Origin of the sequence: Sorangium sp. So ce1036 (assembly GCF_051369805.1) — a bacterium.
GTDB classification, from domain to species: domain Bacteria; phylum Myxococcota_A; class Polyangia; order Polyangiales; family Polyangiaceae; genus Sorangium; species Sorangium cellulosum_F.
Genome location: NZ_JBBMOX010000001.1, coordinates 5,229,406 through 5,244,072 on the forward strand (window position 1 = coordinate 5,229,406; position 14,667 = coordinate 5,244,072).

A 14,667-nucleotide genomic window follows, 5' to 3' on the forward strand; every position below is an offset into this window, starting at 1 on the left:
GAGCGAGGACGCCGACCTTGGGCTGATTGGAGCGCGATGGTGAGGCAGGTGCGCGGCGGGGTGGGCCGTCGCCGCGCGGCGGTGCTGAGGTCAGCTCGCGGGCTGCTCGGCCTGGACGGGCTTCTGCTTGGCGGCCTTGCGCTGCTCCGCGTCGAGCAGACCGATCCGTGCCTTCTGGCAGCGCTTCAGGCGCTTCTTCTTGAGCGGGGTTGCGAGCCATTCGTGACGGAGACGGACATTCCACTTCGGAGTATTGGCCATGTTCGTAGGACTTTCTCTGGGAGGGGCGGGGAGACTACACAAACGTGCGGGTGCGTCAAGGGGACAGGGTGGCCGCTCGCTTCGCTTTCGATCTCGCATCTCGCACGGGCGCACGGGCGCACGGGCGCACGGGCGGGCTCGCGGATCCGCTGCTGGAGCCGGAGCCACAGCGCGCGCGTGATGGGCGCCGGAAGGGGCGGGGGCTCCCGGGCGGCGCGGAGCAGGGACGCAGCGGCGGCGTGCAGGGGGCGCTCCGACGCGGAGAGGGCCCGGAGCGCGCTGCGCCGCTCGGCGGGCTGGCGCGCGACCGCGGCGCGGAAGTCCTCGCGGGCGAGCCGCAGGCGGGAGCGGACGGTGTTCTCCTTGAGCCGGAGCTCGCGGGCGATGTCGGCCACCGGGACGCCGAGGAGATCGTACATCACGAGGACCATGCGACGCTCGGGCGCGACCTTCAGGAGCAGCGCGGTCACGATCTCGGCGCGATCGGCGCCCGCGAGCGACTGCTCCGGCGTCGGCGCCGGATCGCGCCCCTCGAAGCGCCAGGACGCGCCGGCGCCCGAAGGGATCTCGCGGCGGCGGTAGGCGCGCGCGTGGTAGTGGCTCATCTTTCGCCACGCGATGCCGAAGAGCCAGCGCTGCAGCGCCGCCGCGGGCGTGATGCGCAGGGGCGGCGCTCCGGCCGCGGGGCGCTCGCCCGCGGGGGGCGCGTGATAGCGCCACGGCTCGTAGCTCCCGAGGCGCTGGTACGCGGCGAGGAAGACCTCCTGGAGCATGTCGTCCAGGTCGCTCTCCGCCACGCCGAGCCAGCGGAGCGCGTGATGAAGGAACGGCAGGCCCACGGCGTAGACCGTCTCGAACGACGGGGGCGCCGGCGGAGAGGGCGGCGCGGGCGGCGCGATCATCGAGCGCCTCGCGACGCCGGCGGGCGCGCGCCGGCGTAGGTCGGGTAAGGGACCGGCGCGGGCTGGCCCGCGGGCGGATCGATCGCAGGAGGCGGCGGGAGCCAGCGCTCGACCGGCTCCAGCTCGACGAGCATGTCGAGCGAGGCCCGGAGCAAGAGGCGGAAGTCGTCGTCCTCGGCCGCGCGCGCGCTGTGGAACGCGACGTAGAACAGCACGGTGCCGAGCTGGGATGCCCACGGATCTCCCCGGCGCTGCAGGAAGCGATCGGCGAGATCGCACAGCGCGTGAAACAGGCGGCCTCCCGGGCGTCGACTCTCGGGGCCGCAGATGTCGAGGGTGGCGCGCCGTGGCGCGCGCCGCGGTGCTCGCTTCGTGGACGACGCGCAGGGCAGCGCCCTCGGCCTGCTCCGATCCGGCATGTTCCGCTCCGCCGCAAGGTCGCGCGAGGTCGCGCGAGGTTGGGGTTGGGGTGGACGCGTGCTGCACGCATCCATCGCCATGGAGTTACGGAGAGCGCCGGAGGATGATTTCGCTTTCTGCGCTCGCGCGGCGGTGACGCGGCGGCGGCCCGTGCCGGCGCGGCGGCCGGCCGCGCGTCAATCCGGCACGGGCGTCAGCTGCACCTGCAGGTGGATCGGCGGGTCGCCGCTCTTCGCGTCGACGAGGCGGTCCCAGGGGAAGTAGCCCGCCTTCTCCACGGTGATGCGGTGCTCGCCGGGCGGCAGCGCGACCCCGCGGGCGGCGACGAAGGCGAGCGCGCCGATGTACTGGTCGTCGATCGTGACCGACGCGTCGGGCACGTTCCCCTTCATCCGCAGCGAGACCGTGGCCGGCGTCCGCGCGACGCACGCGGCGAGCCCGAGCATCACGAGCGCCGCCCCGGCCCGCGTCCAGCGCGCGCCCATCACTCCCACTCGATGGTCGAGGGCGGCTTCGAGGAGACGTCGAGCACCACCCGGTTCACGCCGCGCACCTCGTTGATGATCCGCGAGCTCACCCGGGCGATGAGGTCGTAGGGCAGGCGCGCCCAGTCGGCGGTCATGCCGTCGGTCGAGTGCACCGCGCGCAGCGCGATCGCCTCGTCGTACGTGCGCTCGTCGCCCATCACGCCCACGGAGCGGACCGGGAGGAGCACGCAGAAGCTCTGCCAGAGCGACTCGTAGAGCCCGGCGGCGCGGATCTCGTGGTCGAAGATGGCATCGGCCGCCCTGAGCACGCGGAGCTTCTCCGGCGTCACCTCGCCGAGGCACCGCACCGCGAGCCCGGGGCCCGGGAACGGCTGGCGGTAGAGGATCTCCCGCGGCATGCCGAGCGCCTCGCCGGCGGCCCGCACCTCGTCCTTGAAGAGCTCCCGGAGCGGCTCGATGAGGCCGAGGTTCATCCGCTCGGGGAGGCCGCCGACGTTGTGGTGGCTCTTGATGACCGCGCTCGGCCCCTTGAACGAGACGCTCTCGATGACGTCGGGGTAGAGCGTGCCCTGGACGAGCCACTTCGCGCCCTGGACCCGCTTCGCCTCCTCCTCGAACACCTCGATGAAGATGCGGCCGATCGTCTTGCGCTTCTGCTCGGGATCGACGACGCCGCGCAGCCCCTCGAGGAACCGCGACGACGCGTCGACGGCGTCGAGGTTCATGTGGAAGTGGTCGCGGAACGTCCGCTCGACGGCCTCGGCCTCGCCCTCGCGCAGGAGGCCGTTGTCGACGAAGATGCAGGTGAGCCGATCGCCGAGGGCGCGCTGGCAGAGGACGGCGGCGACCGACGAGTCGACCCCGCCCGAGAGGCCGAGGATGACGCGGTCGCTCGGGCCGGCCTTCTCGCGGACCGCGGCGATCGCCTCCTCGACGAACGACGCGGGCGTCCAGGTCGGGGAGAGGCCGGCGACGTCGAAGAGGAAGGCCTGGAGGATCTCCTTGCCCCGCGGGGTGTGCACGACCTCGGGGTGGAACTGGAGGCCGTAGAGCTCGTCGCGATCGCGGGCGACGGCGCAGAGCGGGCTGCCGGCCGTGGTGCCGAGCGCCACGAACCCCTCGGGCAGCGCCGCGAGGCGGTCGCCGTGGCTCATCCACACGTCGATCGTGTCGCCCTCGGCGAAGCGGGAGAAGATCCCCGAAGGGCGCTCGATCCGCACCGTGGCCGGGCCGTACTCGCCGCCCGTGCGCGCGCGCTCGACCTTGCCGCCGAGGTGGAAGGCCATGAGCTGGAGCCCGTAGCAGATGCCCAGCGTCGGCACGCCGAGCTGCAGCACCTCCGGGGAGCAGTGGGGCGCGCCGTCGCCGTACACGCTGGCGGGGCCGCCGGAGAGGATGAGCGCCCGCGGGGCGAGCCGGCGGAGCTCGGCGATGGGGATGTCGAAGCGGTGGATCTCGCAGTAGACGCCGGACTCGCGCACGCGCCGGGCGATGAGCTGGGTGTACTGTGAGCCGAAATCGAGGATGACGACGAAGTCCCGCCGGGGTGAGAGCATGGCTGCCGCTAGCATGGCGCGGGCGGATCCGCCAGAGCCGGGCGGCCCCGCGCGCGCCGCTCGCCGCATGCTCGCTCGCCGCGCCTCAGGGCGGGGTCGAGGAGGCCGGCGGCGGTGGGGTCGGCGGCGGGCTCGAGGAGGAGGCCGGCGGCAGTGGGGCCGCGGGCGCCGGCGGCGGGGCAGCCGGCGCGTCGTGCGCTCCCGCCGGCGCGTCCTGCGCCGGCGCGCCGGCGCCGCCGTCGAACGCGCGCGGGGGCTCGTACTCGGGCGGTGGACCGGGCGGGAGCGGCTTCGGCGGCGTGGAGGAGCACGCCGCGGCGAGGAGCGCGGCGGCGATCGCGACCACCGCGGCGATCGGCGAGGTGCGGCGAGCCGTTGTCATAGCTGGACTCCGCTCTCCGGGGCGCCCTCGCCCGCGGCGCCCTCGGCAGGGGCTGGATCCTCCGACATCTCGGGAGCGACAGGAGGATAGGGCGCATGCCGGAACGGCTGGGGAAGGGGGGCGGGGGCGGAGGCGGCCGGCGGCGCGAGATCGAGCGGCGCCCCGCGGGCGTTCGGCGGTGCGACGGGGATGCCCGTGCTCGGCGGCGCGGGCGCGTCCTCGGCCACATCCCCGCCGCCGCACGCCGCGGGCGCGAGCGCCGCGAGGAGCGCCCCGGCGAGGAGCGCCGGCGCGCGGCGCGGCCGCGCCGCGCGCGTCATGCGGCAGGGCGGGCACGGGCGGGGTGCGCAGGACGGCGGATTCGAGCTTCGGAGATCCCCGGACACGGCCGGTACGCTAGCACGGACATGGAGGAGAACGGTTGGCCCGCGCAGGGAGGCGAGCTAGGTTCCCGCTGTGGAACAGAGCAATCCCGATCTCGAGGGCGCGCTGCGCGCCCTCTGCCAGCGCGCCCGGGCGGCTGCCCGGACGCTCGCTCCCCTGGACCGGGCCCGGAAGGACCGCGCGCTGCGCGCCATCGCCGAGCGGCTGCGCGCCGAGGCCGGCGAGGGCAAGCGCTCCGCGGTGCTGGCCGCGAACGCCGAGGACGTGGCCGCGGCGCGCGCGGCGGGCGTGTCCGAGGCGCTCGTCGACCGGCTCGTGCTCGACGAGGCGCGGCTCGCGGCCATCGCCGACGCGGTGCTCGAGGTCGCCGCCGCGGGCGACCCGGTCGGGGAGGTGATCGGGATGGAGCGGCGGCCGAACGGGCTCCTCGTCGGGCAGGTGCGCGTCCCGCTCGGCGTGATCGCCATGATCTACGAGTCGCGCCCGAACGTGACCGTCGACGCCGCGGCGCTCTGCCTGAAGAGCGGCAACGCGGCGATCCTCCGCGGTGGCAAGGAGGCGGCGCGCTCGAACGCGGCGCTCGGCGCGCTGCTCGCCGACGCCGTGCGCTCGGCCGGGCTGCCGGCCGAGGCGGTGCAGATCGTCCCCTCGCTCGACCGGGAGGCGACGCGCCTGCTGCTCGGCATGACGGGCCTCATCGATCTCGCCATCCCGCGCGGGGGCGAGGGGCTCATCCGGTTCGTGGCCGAGAACGCGCGCGTCCCCGTGATCCAGCACTACAAGGGCGTGAACCACCTCTACGCGGACGCCGGGTGCGACCTCGACATGGCGCTCCGCCTCGTCGAGAACGGCAAGCTGCAGCGGCCCGGCGTCTGCAACGCGCTCGAGTGCCTGCTCGTGCACGAGAGCGTCGCCGAGCCGCTGCTCGCGCGCGTCGCCGCCCTCGCGGACCGCGGGCTCGAGCTGCGCGGCGACGAGGCCACCTGCGCGCTCGTCCCGTCGGCGCGCCGGGCGTCGGAGGACGACTACGGGCGCGAGTTCCTCGCGCCCATCCTCGCGGTGCGCGTGGTGCGCTCGCTCGACGAGGCGCTCGAGCACATCGCCCGCTACGGGTCGACGCACACCGAGGTCATCTGCACGCCCCGCTACGATCACGCGCAGCGCTTCCTGCGCGAGGTCGACGCGAGCTGCGTGCTCGTGAACGCGTCGTCGCGGTTCAACGACGGCGGCGAGCTCGGCCTCGGGGCGGAGATCGGCATCTCCACGACGAAGCTCCATGCCTACGGCCCCATGGGGCTCGCGAGCCTGACCGCGCTCAAGTGGATCGCGTACGGCGAGGGCCAGACCCGCTGACGCGGGCAACCGAGGGGCCCGGGAGCCGGGCAGAAGAAAGCGAGACGACGTTGGCGACGAAGAAGGACGCAGGCGCAGGGAGCACCAAGCCGCGGGTGAGGTCGGGGTCGAAGGTGGACGAGGGCGCGGAGCCGCGCCTGCCGACGAGGAAGAAGGCGAGCACGGCCAAGGCGGGCGCGGCCGGGCGGGCGTCGTCCGCGACCAAGGCGAAGCGGCCGGCGTCGCCGCGGATCCGCGCGTCCCACGCCGGCGTGGGCGAGGCCGGGGCGAAGGCCGGGCGCGCGCGCCGCGCGCAGGGCGCGGGCGACGAGGCGGAGCGATCGGAGCGGCCGATCCCGGCGGACCGGCCGGCGGCGCGGGCGCGGCGGCCGGCGCGGGACGAGGGCGCGGCGCCGCGGCCGGCGCGGGGCGGCGCGGAGGGCGGGGCGAAGGCGCTCCTGCCGCTCGCGGGGCGGCCCTCCGCGCGCAAGTCGCCGCTCGCCGGGCCGAAGCGGGCCAGCGCGCGCCGCAGCGCGCCGCCGCCGGCCCCGCAGCCGTCGGCCCCGGCGCGCGAGCTCGCGCTGACGCTGGCGGCGGCCGGGCTCGACAAGAAGGCGATCGGCGTCGAGATCCTGGAGGTGGTGGGGCGCGTCGACTACGCGGACTACCTGGTGATCATGACGGGCCGCTCCGATCGGCACGTCCACGCGATCGCGACGGGCCTGGAGGAGTCGACGCGCAAGCTGAAGATGGCGCCGCTGTCGATGGAGGGCCTCGCCGCGGCGACGTGGGTGCTGATCGACTTCGGCGACGTCGTGGTGCACGTCTTCCAGGAGGAGACGCGCCGCCTGTACGACATCGAGGGGCTCTGGATCGACGCGGGCCGCGTCCCGGTCCCGGAGGAGGCCCCGCCGCCCGGAGCGCAGCCCGCGCCGCGGTTCGATCCGGGCTGAGCGCGCGATGCGCCTCGTCGTCGCGGCCGTCGGTCGCGTGAAGGACAGGCCGCTCCGCGCGGCGATCGACGAGTACCTGGGTCGCGTCCGCCGCTACGTGGCGTGCGACGAGATCGAGATCCCGGACGGCCCGCCGGCGAAGGTCGGGCCGCTGCTCGCGCGCGCGTCGGCGGGGGCGAGCGTCATCGCGATGGAGGTGAACGGCAAGGCGCTCGGCAGCGAGGCGTTCGCGGCCGGCGTGGAGCGGTGGGGCTCGCGCGGCAAGGGGGTGGTCGCGTTCCTGATCGGCGGGGCGGACGGGCTGCCGCCCGACGTGTCCGCCGCGGCCGACGACCGGTGGAGCCTGTCGCCGCTCACGTTCCCCCACCGCCTCGCGCGGCTCGTGCTGGTCGAGCAGCTCTACCGCGCGATGACCGTGCTGCGCGGCGAGCCCTACGCGCACTGACGCAGGCGGTGGCGGCCGTGGCTCCCCGAGCCCCTCGGGGGTCGGGGGGGATCTTGGCTGAAGGTGGGGTCTTTTGAACCGCCAAGACGCCGAGGACGCCAAGAAAAACACAAAGATCTTGGCGTCTTATGGCGCCTTGGCGGTTCCGGTGTCCCCGCAGGGTGGGGCAAGTACCCCATTCCCCGGCCGGTGTCCGCGGCTGCCTCGGCAGGTGTCTGCGGATACCTCGGCCGGTGTCGTCCGATACCTCGGCAGGTATCGTCGGATACCTCGGCAGGTATCGTCGGATACCTCGGCAGGTGTCGTCGGATACCTCGGCAGGTGTCGTCGGATACCTCGGCAGGTGTCGTCGGATACCTCGGCAGGTGTCGTCGGATACCTCGGCAGGTGTCGTCGGATACCTCGGCAGGTGTCCTCCGATGCCTGGCGTGGCGTCCGCCGGCGCGGGCGCGCGGAGGACGCGGGCGCCGGTCACTCCTTGGGCCAGTCGGGCTCCGCGATGTCGATCGGCCCGTTGAGCCACGACGCATAGGCCCGCTCGTCGGCCCGGTTGTACGGGCCGAGCGCCCCCTCGAAGTAGTCCCCCCAGTGGGGCTGCTGGCCGTCGACGTCGGTGAAGCCGTACTCCCGGGCGAGGTCCCACGAGCTGAAGACGCGGCCGGCCTTCGCCGCGACGTTCGGATCCGCGGCGAGCGCCGCGACGGCGCGGCCCACGTAATAGGGGGTCTCCGAGGCGATGAAGTGCGGCTCCTTCGCGGCCGCGTCGCGCCAGTTCTCCTCGGTGACGCCGAAGAGATCGAGCATGGCCTCGGAGCGCAGGAAGCCGGGCGTCACCGCGAGCGCCGTGATGCTCGGGTGCCGGCGCAGCTCGCGGGCCATGGCGAAGGCGAGTCGGATGACCGACATCTTCGCCAGGTCGTAGAAGAGGTTGCCGCGGTAGCCGAAGTGGTCGCCGTCGGTGATCTCGACGATGAGGCCGCGATCGCGCTCGAGCAGGAGCGGCACCGCGTGGCGGCTCGTGATGATGTGCGACATGACGGCGCGATCGAGCAGGAGCCGGCCGTTCGGGATGGAGAGCCTCCAGAACGGCGCGCCGAAGTCGGTGAGCTCGTCGCCGCCCCAGACGTCGTTGACCACGATGTCGAGCTTGCCTCGCTCGCGCTTGATCTGCGCGCAGAGCGCCTCGACCTGCGCCTCGACGGTGTGGTCGACCTGCACGGCGACGCCGCGCCCTCCGCGCGCGCTGACCATCTCCGCGGTCTCCTCGATGGTCTCGGGGCGCGTTCCCGTGGCGGGCCGGCCGCGGACGCTCCGCCCGGTGCAGTAGACCGTCGCGCCGCGCTCGCCGAGCGAGCACGCGATGGCGCGCCCCGCGCCGCGGGTCGCGCCGGCGACGAGGGCGATCTGTCCTTCAAGGGATCTCATGCGGAATTTCCTCCTCGGGACCGGAGCGCCGCGGGGCACGTGCGGGCGCTGGCATCGGCGCGGCGCCGCGCGGCCCCGGTCGGCCTCCGGTCGGTTCGGGGGGACGCTACGGGAGCATTCCTGACACCCGCTGTCATGAATTCCGCGTAGGCTCGGTCGCCGGGGAACGAGGCCATCACCTGGCAGGAGGCCACGGACGGTCATGCGCGCGGATCGGCTGCTCAGCCTGCTGTTGCTCCTCCAGCAGGCGAAGAACCGGAAGCTCACGGCCGAGGATCTCGCGGGTCGCCTGCAGGTCTCGGCGCGGACGATCTACCGGGACCTCGACGCGCTGTCGGCCGCGGGCGTGCCCGTCTACGCGCACCGCGGCCCGGGCGGCGGGATCGTGCTGATGGAAGGCTGGCAGACGAACCTGACCGGGCTGACCCAGGCCGAGGTGCAGGCGCTCGCCGCGGTGACGGCGCCGGGCGCGCTCGCCGACATCGGCCTGTCGGCGGCGCTCCAGAGCGGCCTGATCAAGCTGGCCGCCGGGCTGCCGGGCGTGCAGCGGTCGGCGGCCGAGCACGCGCGGCAGCGGCTCCACGTGGACGCGTCGGGGTGGTTCCAGGGGAGGGAGGTGGTGCCCCACCTCGATCTCCTCCGGGAGGCCGTCTTTCAGGATCGCAAGGTCTGGCTCGCGTACCGGGACTTCGACGGGGCCGAGAGCGAGCGGGTGGTGGCGCCGTACGGGCTCGTGATCAAGGCCGACCGCTGGTACCTCGTGGCCGGGGCGGAGCGGGGGCCGACCGTGTTCCGTGGCGCGCGCGTCTCGGGGGCGCGGCTCCTGGAAGAGGGGTTTGCGCGCCCGGAGGGGTTCGATCTGCCGATCTTCTGGAAGGCGTGGTGTCAGCGGTTCGCGGAGCGCAGGGCGAGCTATGTCGTGACGTTGCGCGTGACCGAGGAGGGGGAAGAGGCGTTGAAGAACGTCCGGCCCCGCGGCGAGCACGCGCGGTGGGGGCAGGTCGGGCGGGGGCGGCGCGGCGCGAGGACCGTGACGGTCGACTTCGAGCGGGAGTCGATCGCGGCCTCGCAGATCGTCGGGCTGGGCAGGGGGGTCGAGGTGGTGGAGCCGGCGGCGCTGCGGGCGCGGCTCGAGGCGATCGCGGCGGATCTACGCGCGATCTACGGGGCGCGCGGCGCGGCGCGGGCGGCCCCGCGGGAGCGAGGCCGGGCCCACGCCGTGGTCACGGGCGCGGGCTGTCCGCCGGGCACGTCGCGATCGCCCGGACCTCCCCGCCCGCGCTCTCGCGGACGTCGGCGCACGTCTCGGGGCAGAGCTTCACGCGTGTGCTCGTCGCGTCGGTGAAGTACCAGCCGCCGCCGCCGCAGGCGCCGGGCCCGGACCGGTGCGTGAGCGTGGTCGCGGCGCCCGCGCTGCTCTCGTGGACGACGGACACCAGGGCGGGATCCTCGACCCCGGCGGCAGGGACCGGGACCTCGCAGGGGGACGCCTCGGCGCGGATCGACGTGAGCGCGTCGCGGAGCCCCGCCCGCAGCGTCGGGCCGGCGGTGAGGTTGTGCGCCTGTCCGCCGCCTCGCTCCGCGATGGCGTCGATGAGCGCGGCGCTCGAGTCGCCGAAGCCCACCGCGTGCACGCGGACGCCGTGGCTCTGGAACGCGTTCTGCGCCAGGCCCGCGATGGCGTCGGGGCTGGTGTTGCAGTGCGACGGGTTGCCGTCGGTGATGAAGACGACCGCGACCTCCTCGGCGGGATGGGCGTTCTTGTAGTTGATCGCCCAGGTCGTGGCGCCGTCGAGCGCGGGGTACATCGGGGTGTCGCCGAGGGGGATGGGGAAGCTGTCGATCGCGCTGACGAGCGCGAGCTCCTGCTGATCGAACGGGGCGGGGGCCGCGGTCAACCTCCGGGCCGTGGTGCCGTCGAACGGGACGAGCGGCAGCGCGCAGCCGCCGCCGCCGGGGGGCGGGCAGACGTTGTTGATGCAGGAGCCCGGGTTGTCGTGCGGCCAGAACCTGAACGCGACGCCGAGCCCCGCCGACTCGGGATCGGAGAAGAAGTCCTTGAGCGCGCCGGTCGCCGGGATCCACCGGTGCATGCTCACGTTCACGCCGAACGACGCCTGTCGCATCGAGGTGGATCGATCGAACGCCACGAACAGGGTGAACGGCCTGACCTGCGACACGCTGGCCGTGGGGACGCACTCCGGGGGCTGGCCGCCGCAGGGAGCGCACGCGCCGCCGCAATCGACGCCGTCCTCGTCGCCGTTCTGGATCCCGTCGTCGCAGGTGACGTAGCAGAGCGCGAGCTTCGGCTGGCGCTCGATCTGCGCGTTCTCGCTGCTGTGGTAGTCGGTCCTCAGGACCGGATCCTCCTCGAGGAGGACGCCGTGGTTCGCGGCCTCGCCGCTCACCCACGCCCGCGCGAGCTGCGTGACGTCCACGGAGCGGACGCCGGCGCCCCCGCCGGAGGTGAACGAGGCGGCGATCGCGGGGTCGAAGGCGTCGCCGAAGCTCGCCCAGCTCACCGTCGGCTCGTCCCACGCGCTCGTGACCCGGTGGACGCGGACCGTGCTGTCGACCGTCTTGTACGTCTGGGAGAGCGACAGGCTCGCCGACACGACCGAGGCGCCCGAGGGGAGGTCGGGGAGATCGAACCGGATCAAGCTCCGTCGGAGCCCGCCGGCCTCGCTCGTCCCGGTGCTGAGGGTCGGGCTCGCGCTGTCGTTCCAGCTCGGCGCGTCCTCCCAGATCACGGCGTCGGCAGCGCCGGCCGCGCCGGCGCCGCGCTGGACCGTGACGCACACCTGTCCATCGGTCGCGAGCGCCTGCGCGGCGCGCCCTGTGCCGTCCGCGCGGCCCGCGGGCGCGCCGCCGGGATCGAGCCCGCAGCTCGTCACGAGCGTGGCCGTGGCGCCTGCGCATAGGGTCCTGAAGACCTTCACCGTGTTTCTCATCCGGACATTCTCCTTGGCAGCCGTCGTGGTGCGCCGCGCCGAGCCTCGCCGGTCGCGAGGTCGTGGTCAGGAGGACCCAGGGGCACGAGCGCTGGACACGCGGCGAGGTGGGGGCGTGAAGCGCTGCGAGAGCGCAAGACAAAGATCCGCTCATGATCTCGTGACCCGCGAGATCGCGTCAAGCGCGAACGCGCGCGCTCCGCGCGCCCCCGCCGCGTCGCGCCGCGCTACAACGAAGGCTCCACCTGCCGAGGAGCCACCGCATGACGAGCCGTCTTCAGGAGCGCCTGCTCGCGATCATGGACCGCAAGGACCACTGGGCCTGGAAGCACCTCACGGGCCCTGGCCTCACGCGCGACCAGCTCGCCGTCCACTTCCGGCACGAGTACCGGGTCTACGTGCGCGACTTCCCGGTGCTGCTCGCGCGCGTGCTCGGCCAGTCACCGCCGGCCGCGGTGCGCCGCGCCCTCGCGGAGAACCTTTACGAGGAGCAGACCGGAGCGCTCTCGCTGGGCGTCTCGCATCCGGAGCTCTTCCTGGAGATGATCGACGGCCTGGGCATCCCGCGCGCGGCCATCGAGGACGAGGCGATCCCGCTCGAGCCCGAGGCCCACGCGTACCGCGCGCTGCTCGACCGCGCGAGCGCGGCGCCGCCGTGGGTGGTCGGCGCCGCGGTGCTGACGATCTTCGTGGAGGGCAGCGTGCACGAGCGCGCGGAGCTCCTGGGACGGCGGGAGATGTCGCCCATCGAGGAGGCGCTCCGGGCGCACCCGATGGTGCGGCACTACGGATGTCCGCCCGAGCGGATGCGCCTGGCGCGGGCGCACCGGGCCGTGGAGGGCGGGCATCGGCGGGACGCGTGGGCGATGGTGCTGGGGCACGTCCCCGACGAGGGCCCGATGGCGGACGCGGTCGCGTCGGCGGTGGCCGAGGCGCACGCGGCGTGGATGCAATACCGGGACGCGGTGGCGCGCGCGATGGGGCTCCCGCGCCGCGGGTAGCCGCTCGCGTCACCGCGGGTCCTCTGCGGGATCGAGCATCCGGCAGAGCACGTCGACGACGAACTCGAGGTACGCGCGGCCCTCGGCCTGGCCGAAGCCGTTGCCCGAGATGTGCTGGTGGAACGGGCGGAACTGCAGCGAGCCGAGGAAGAGATCGGCCGCGTGCTCCGGGGCGACCGGGCGCAGCAGGCCGCGCGCGACGGCGCGCGCGAACCACGCCGCGATCTCGCGGCGCGCGCGCACCGGCGGGAGGTCCTCCCGCCGCTCGGCCGCGGCACAGAGGTGCATCCCGGCCGAGCGGAGCACCGCGATGCGCGGCACGATGCGCTCGAGATACGCGGAGATCTCCTCCGCGAGCTCGAGGAGCTGGACCCGCGCGCCGCGGTCGTCCGGACCCGCGCGCACCCGCGCCAGGAAGGGCGGCTCCGACGGGGGCAGCAGCGCGGCGCGCATGAGCTGCTCCTTGGTGCCGAAGCGCTGGAACAGGACCGCGTGCGAGACGCCGAGCCGCGCCGCGATCACGGTCGTCGACACGCCGGCCCCGTGCTCGAGGAAGCAGGCCCGGGCCTCCTCGAGGATCTCCTCATCGCTGGTGCCGCGGGGACGAGCCATCGATGACCAACATGGAACTTACGAATGCCTGGGCAAGGGCGTCGCGCGCTCCCTCCGCACCCGCACGGCGGGGGGCCGGCGGTTGCGTGCGAGCGTGGGCGCTCACTCCGGGAAGAACGTCTCGATCGTGAGCGCCGGCGTCCCGTCCGGGTGGACCCCGCCGAGCAGCGCGAGCGTCCCGTTCGGCGCGGGCACGGCGGTCGCGCCGCGCCGCGGCTCCCGCAGCGGCAGCTCCTCGACCTGCGCCGCCGCGACGTCGACCAGGAAGCTCCTCGTCAGCCCATCCGCGCCGGCCTCGGAGCCCACGGCGAGGACGCGTCCGCCGGGCAGCGCGAACGCGGCGACGCCCGCGATCGCCGCGGGCAGCGCGGCGCCCTCGATCTCGGCCGCGGCGCAGCGCTGCTCGGCGCACCCCGGCGCGAGCCGCCGGGTCGGCGCCGCCGCGCCGTCCAGCGCCCCGCCGACGAGCGCGATCTCCCCGGGCCCGATCACCGCGGCCCCGGCTCCCTGGGAGGCGTCCGGCGGGAACGGCCGCGGCAGGAACGCGGTCGCGCCGTCGCCGAGCACCTCCAGGCCCGCGCCGGTCGCGCTCCCGCCGGCGACGACGAGGCCGAGCCCGTCGACCCACACCGCCGCGGCGCCGGCCCGCGCATCGCGGAGCCTCGCCACCGAGAAGCTCCGGTCCGGGGCCACGACGAGCACCGCGTCCGTGGGCTCGCCGGGCGCGCCCGGGGCCTCGCCCGGGCGCGTCGCGCCGACCACGAACGAGCGCCCGTCGGTCGCCTCGATCGTCCGGCCGCCGGCCACCTCCGCGAACGAGCCGAGCCCGGCGGGCAGCGGCGCGTCCGCGGTCTGCCCGCTCGCCACGTCCGCCCAGGTGGCGCCCTCGTCGTCGAGGACGAGCACCGCGTTCCCCCGGACGACGAGCGATCGCGCCGCCCGCGGGAGCGCTCGGCCGGACGCGCTCCCGCCCCACGCCGCGAGGTCGTACGCGTCGAGCCGCGCCGGGTCGACCTCGCCGGCCGCGGCGCCGCCCGTCAGGAACAGGTACCGCTCCGCGAGCGTCCCGCCGGGCGCCCCGGCGCGCGACGCGGCGAGCTCACCCGGGGGCCGCGCCCATCGCCCGAGCCGCTGGGCGAACAGGGGCAGCGCGTCGCCCGTCAACGCCGCGAGGTAGATGCCCGACGCGGAGCGCCCTCGCACCACGGTCGCCCCGCTCGCGTCCGCGCCGCGCACCTCGAACGTGTAGGCCCGCTCCGCCGGGACCTCGCCGAAGTCGAGCGTCCCGCCCGGCGCCGCCGAGGCGGACACGGCGACGTCCCCCTCGACGGCCGTGGCGGTGACCTCGATCCGGGCGACGGGCGGGTCCTCCTGGAACGCGGCCGCCTCGTGCCCGGGCACGACCTCGACGGTGACCGTCCGCGGCTCGGAGGCGCAGCCCACGAGCAGCAGGACGAGCGCAGGGAGGACGCGCCGCGGAGGCTGGATCTTCATGGCGGCGGAGTCTTAGCGCCTCGAGGGGGCGGCGGCTCAGCAGAGGCGCGACGCGGAACGA

General features: G+C 74.9%; 14 protein-coding genes and 1 pseudogene. 5 read left to right on the plus strand and 10 right to left on the minus strand.

The window, feature by feature from the left end:
• Window positions 1-185: 185 nt before the first annotated feature.
• The 6 genes from WMF31_RS19690 to WMF31_RS19715 form a co-directional block, all read right to left on the minus strand.
• A complete protein-coding gene (locus tag WMF31_RS19690; RefSeq protein WP_436603432.1) occupies window positions 186-1,163 on the minus strand; it encodes an RNA polymerase sigma factor in 978 nt (325 codons plus the stop codon).
• Window positions 1,160-1,582: a hypothetical protein gene (locus tag WMF31_RS19695; RefSeq protein ID WP_436603433.1), complete on the minus strand. Its 423-nt coding sequence runs from the start codon at window positions 1,580-1,582 to the stop codon at window positions 1,160-1,162. The genes WMF31_RS19690 and WMF31_RS19695 overlap by 4 nt, the downstream gene beginning before the upstream one ends.
• 177 nt (window positions 1,583-1,759) lie before the next feature.
• Window positions 1,760-2,068 carry a PEGA domain-containing protein gene (locus WMF31_RS19700; protein ID WP_436603434.1) on the minus strand — a complete coding sequence of 103 codons (309 nt, stop codon included), beginning with the start codon at window positions 2,066-2,068 and terminating at the stop codon, window positions 1,760-1,762.
• A complete protein-coding gene (guaA, locus tag WMF31_RS19705) occupies window positions 2,068-3,642 on the minus strand; it encodes a glutamine-hydrolyzing GMP synthase (protein WP_436603435.1) in 1,575 nt (524 codons plus the stop codon). Before guaA ends, WMF31_RS19700 begins: the two co-directional genes overlap by 1 nt.
• 70 nt (window positions 3,643-3,712) lie before the next feature.
• The gene (locus WMF31_RS19710; RefSeq protein WP_436603436.1) at window positions 3,713-4,009 is read right to left on the minus strand and encodes a hypothetical protein; all 297 of its coding nucleotides are present in this window, start codon (window positions 4,007-4,009) and stop codon (window positions 3,713-3,715) included.
• Window positions 4,006-4,329, minus strand: a complete 324-nt coding sequence (locus tag WMF31_RS19715; RefSeq protein WP_436603437.1) for a hypothetical protein — start codon at window positions 4,327-4,329, stop codon at window positions 4,006-4,008. Before WMF31_RS19715 ends, WMF31_RS19710 begins: the two co-directional genes overlap by 4 nt.
• A gap of 136 nt (window positions 4,330-4,465) precedes the next feature.
• Between WMF31_RS19715 and WMF31_RS19720 the strand changes: the two genes are divergently transcribed.
• Genes WMF31_RS19720 through WMF31_RS19730 form a run of 3 tightly spaced genes read left to right on the plus strand, consistent with a single transcriptional unit; the run spans window position 4,466 to window position 7,123 of the window.
• Window positions 4,466-5,746 carry a glutamate-5-semialdehyde dehydrogenase gene (locus WMF31_RS19720; RefSeq protein ID WP_436603438.1) on the plus strand — a complete coding sequence of 427 codons (1,281 nt, stop codon included), beginning with the start codon at window positions 4,466-4,468 and terminating at the stop codon, window positions 5,744-5,746.
• 50 nt (window positions 5,747-5,796) lie between these two features.
• Complete coding sequence (rsfS, locus tag WMF31_RS19725) at window positions 5,797-6,678, plus strand: ribosome silencing factor (protein WP_436603439.1); 882 nt, start codon at window positions 5,797-5,799, stop codon at window positions 6,676-6,678.
• 7 nt (window positions 6,679-6,685) lie between these two features.
• Complete coding sequence (locus WMF31_RS19730) at window positions 6,686-7,123, plus strand: 23S rRNA (pseudouridine(1915)-N(3))-methyltransferase RlmH (protein ID WP_436603440.1); 438 nt, start codon at window positions 6,686-6,688, stop codon at window positions 7,121-7,123.
• 471 nt (window positions 7,124-7,594) lie between these two features.
• On the opposite strand, the gene WMF31_RS19735 is transcribed toward WMF31_RS19730, so the two are convergent.
• Window positions 7,595-8,548 carry an SDR family oxidoreductase gene (locus WMF31_RS19735; RefSeq protein ID WP_436603441.1) on the minus strand — a complete coding sequence of 318 codons (954 nt, stop codon included), beginning with the start codon at window positions 8,546-8,548 and terminating at the stop codon, window positions 7,595-7,597.
• A gap of 202 nt (window positions 8,549-8,750) precedes the next feature.
• Here WMF31_RS19735 and WMF31_RS19740 point away from each other — a divergent pair, with 202 nt between their 5' ends.
• Complete coding sequence (locus WMF31_RS19740) at window positions 8,751-9,893, plus strand: helix-turn-helix transcriptional regulator (protein WP_436603442.1); 1,143 nt, start codon at window positions 8,751-8,753, stop codon at window positions 9,891-9,893.
• 271 nt (window positions 9,894-10,164) lie between these two features.
• On the opposite strand, the pseudogene WMF31_RS19745 reads toward WMF31_RS19740, so the two are convergent.
• A pseudogene (locus tag WMF31_RS19745) lies at window positions 10,165-11,499 on the minus strand (DNRLRE domain-containing protein); the annotation flags it as partial.
• A 263-nt stretch (window positions 11,500-11,762) separates the two neighbouring features.
• Between WMF31_RS19745 and WMF31_RS19750 the strand changes: the two are divergent.
• Window positions 11,763-12,500: an iron-containing redox enzyme family protein gene (locus tag WMF31_RS19750; RefSeq protein ID WP_436603443.1), complete on the plus strand. Its 738-nt coding sequence runs from the start codon at window positions 11,763-11,765 to the stop codon at window positions 12,498-12,500.
• Between the two features lie 9 nt (window positions 12,501-12,509).
• Here the strand turns inward: WMF31_RS19750 and WMF31_RS19755 are convergent, their stop codons facing one another.
• Together WMF31_RS19755 and WMF31_RS19760 are read right to left on the minus strand one after the other, a co-directional pair.
• Window positions 12,510-13,112: a TetR/AcrR family transcriptional regulator gene (locus WMF31_RS19755; protein WP_436603444.1), complete on the minus strand. Its 603-nt coding sequence runs from the start codon at window positions 13,110-13,112 to the stop codon at window positions 12,510-12,512.
• 102 nt (window positions 13,113-13,214) lie between these two features.
• Window positions 13,215-14,606 (minus strand): hypothetical protein, encoded by a 1,392-nt coding sequence (locus tag WMF31_RS19760; RefSeq protein ID WP_436603445.1) that lies wholly within the window; start codon window positions 14,604-14,606, stop codon window positions 13,215-13,217.
• Window positions 14,607-14,667: the final 61 nt, after the last annotated feature.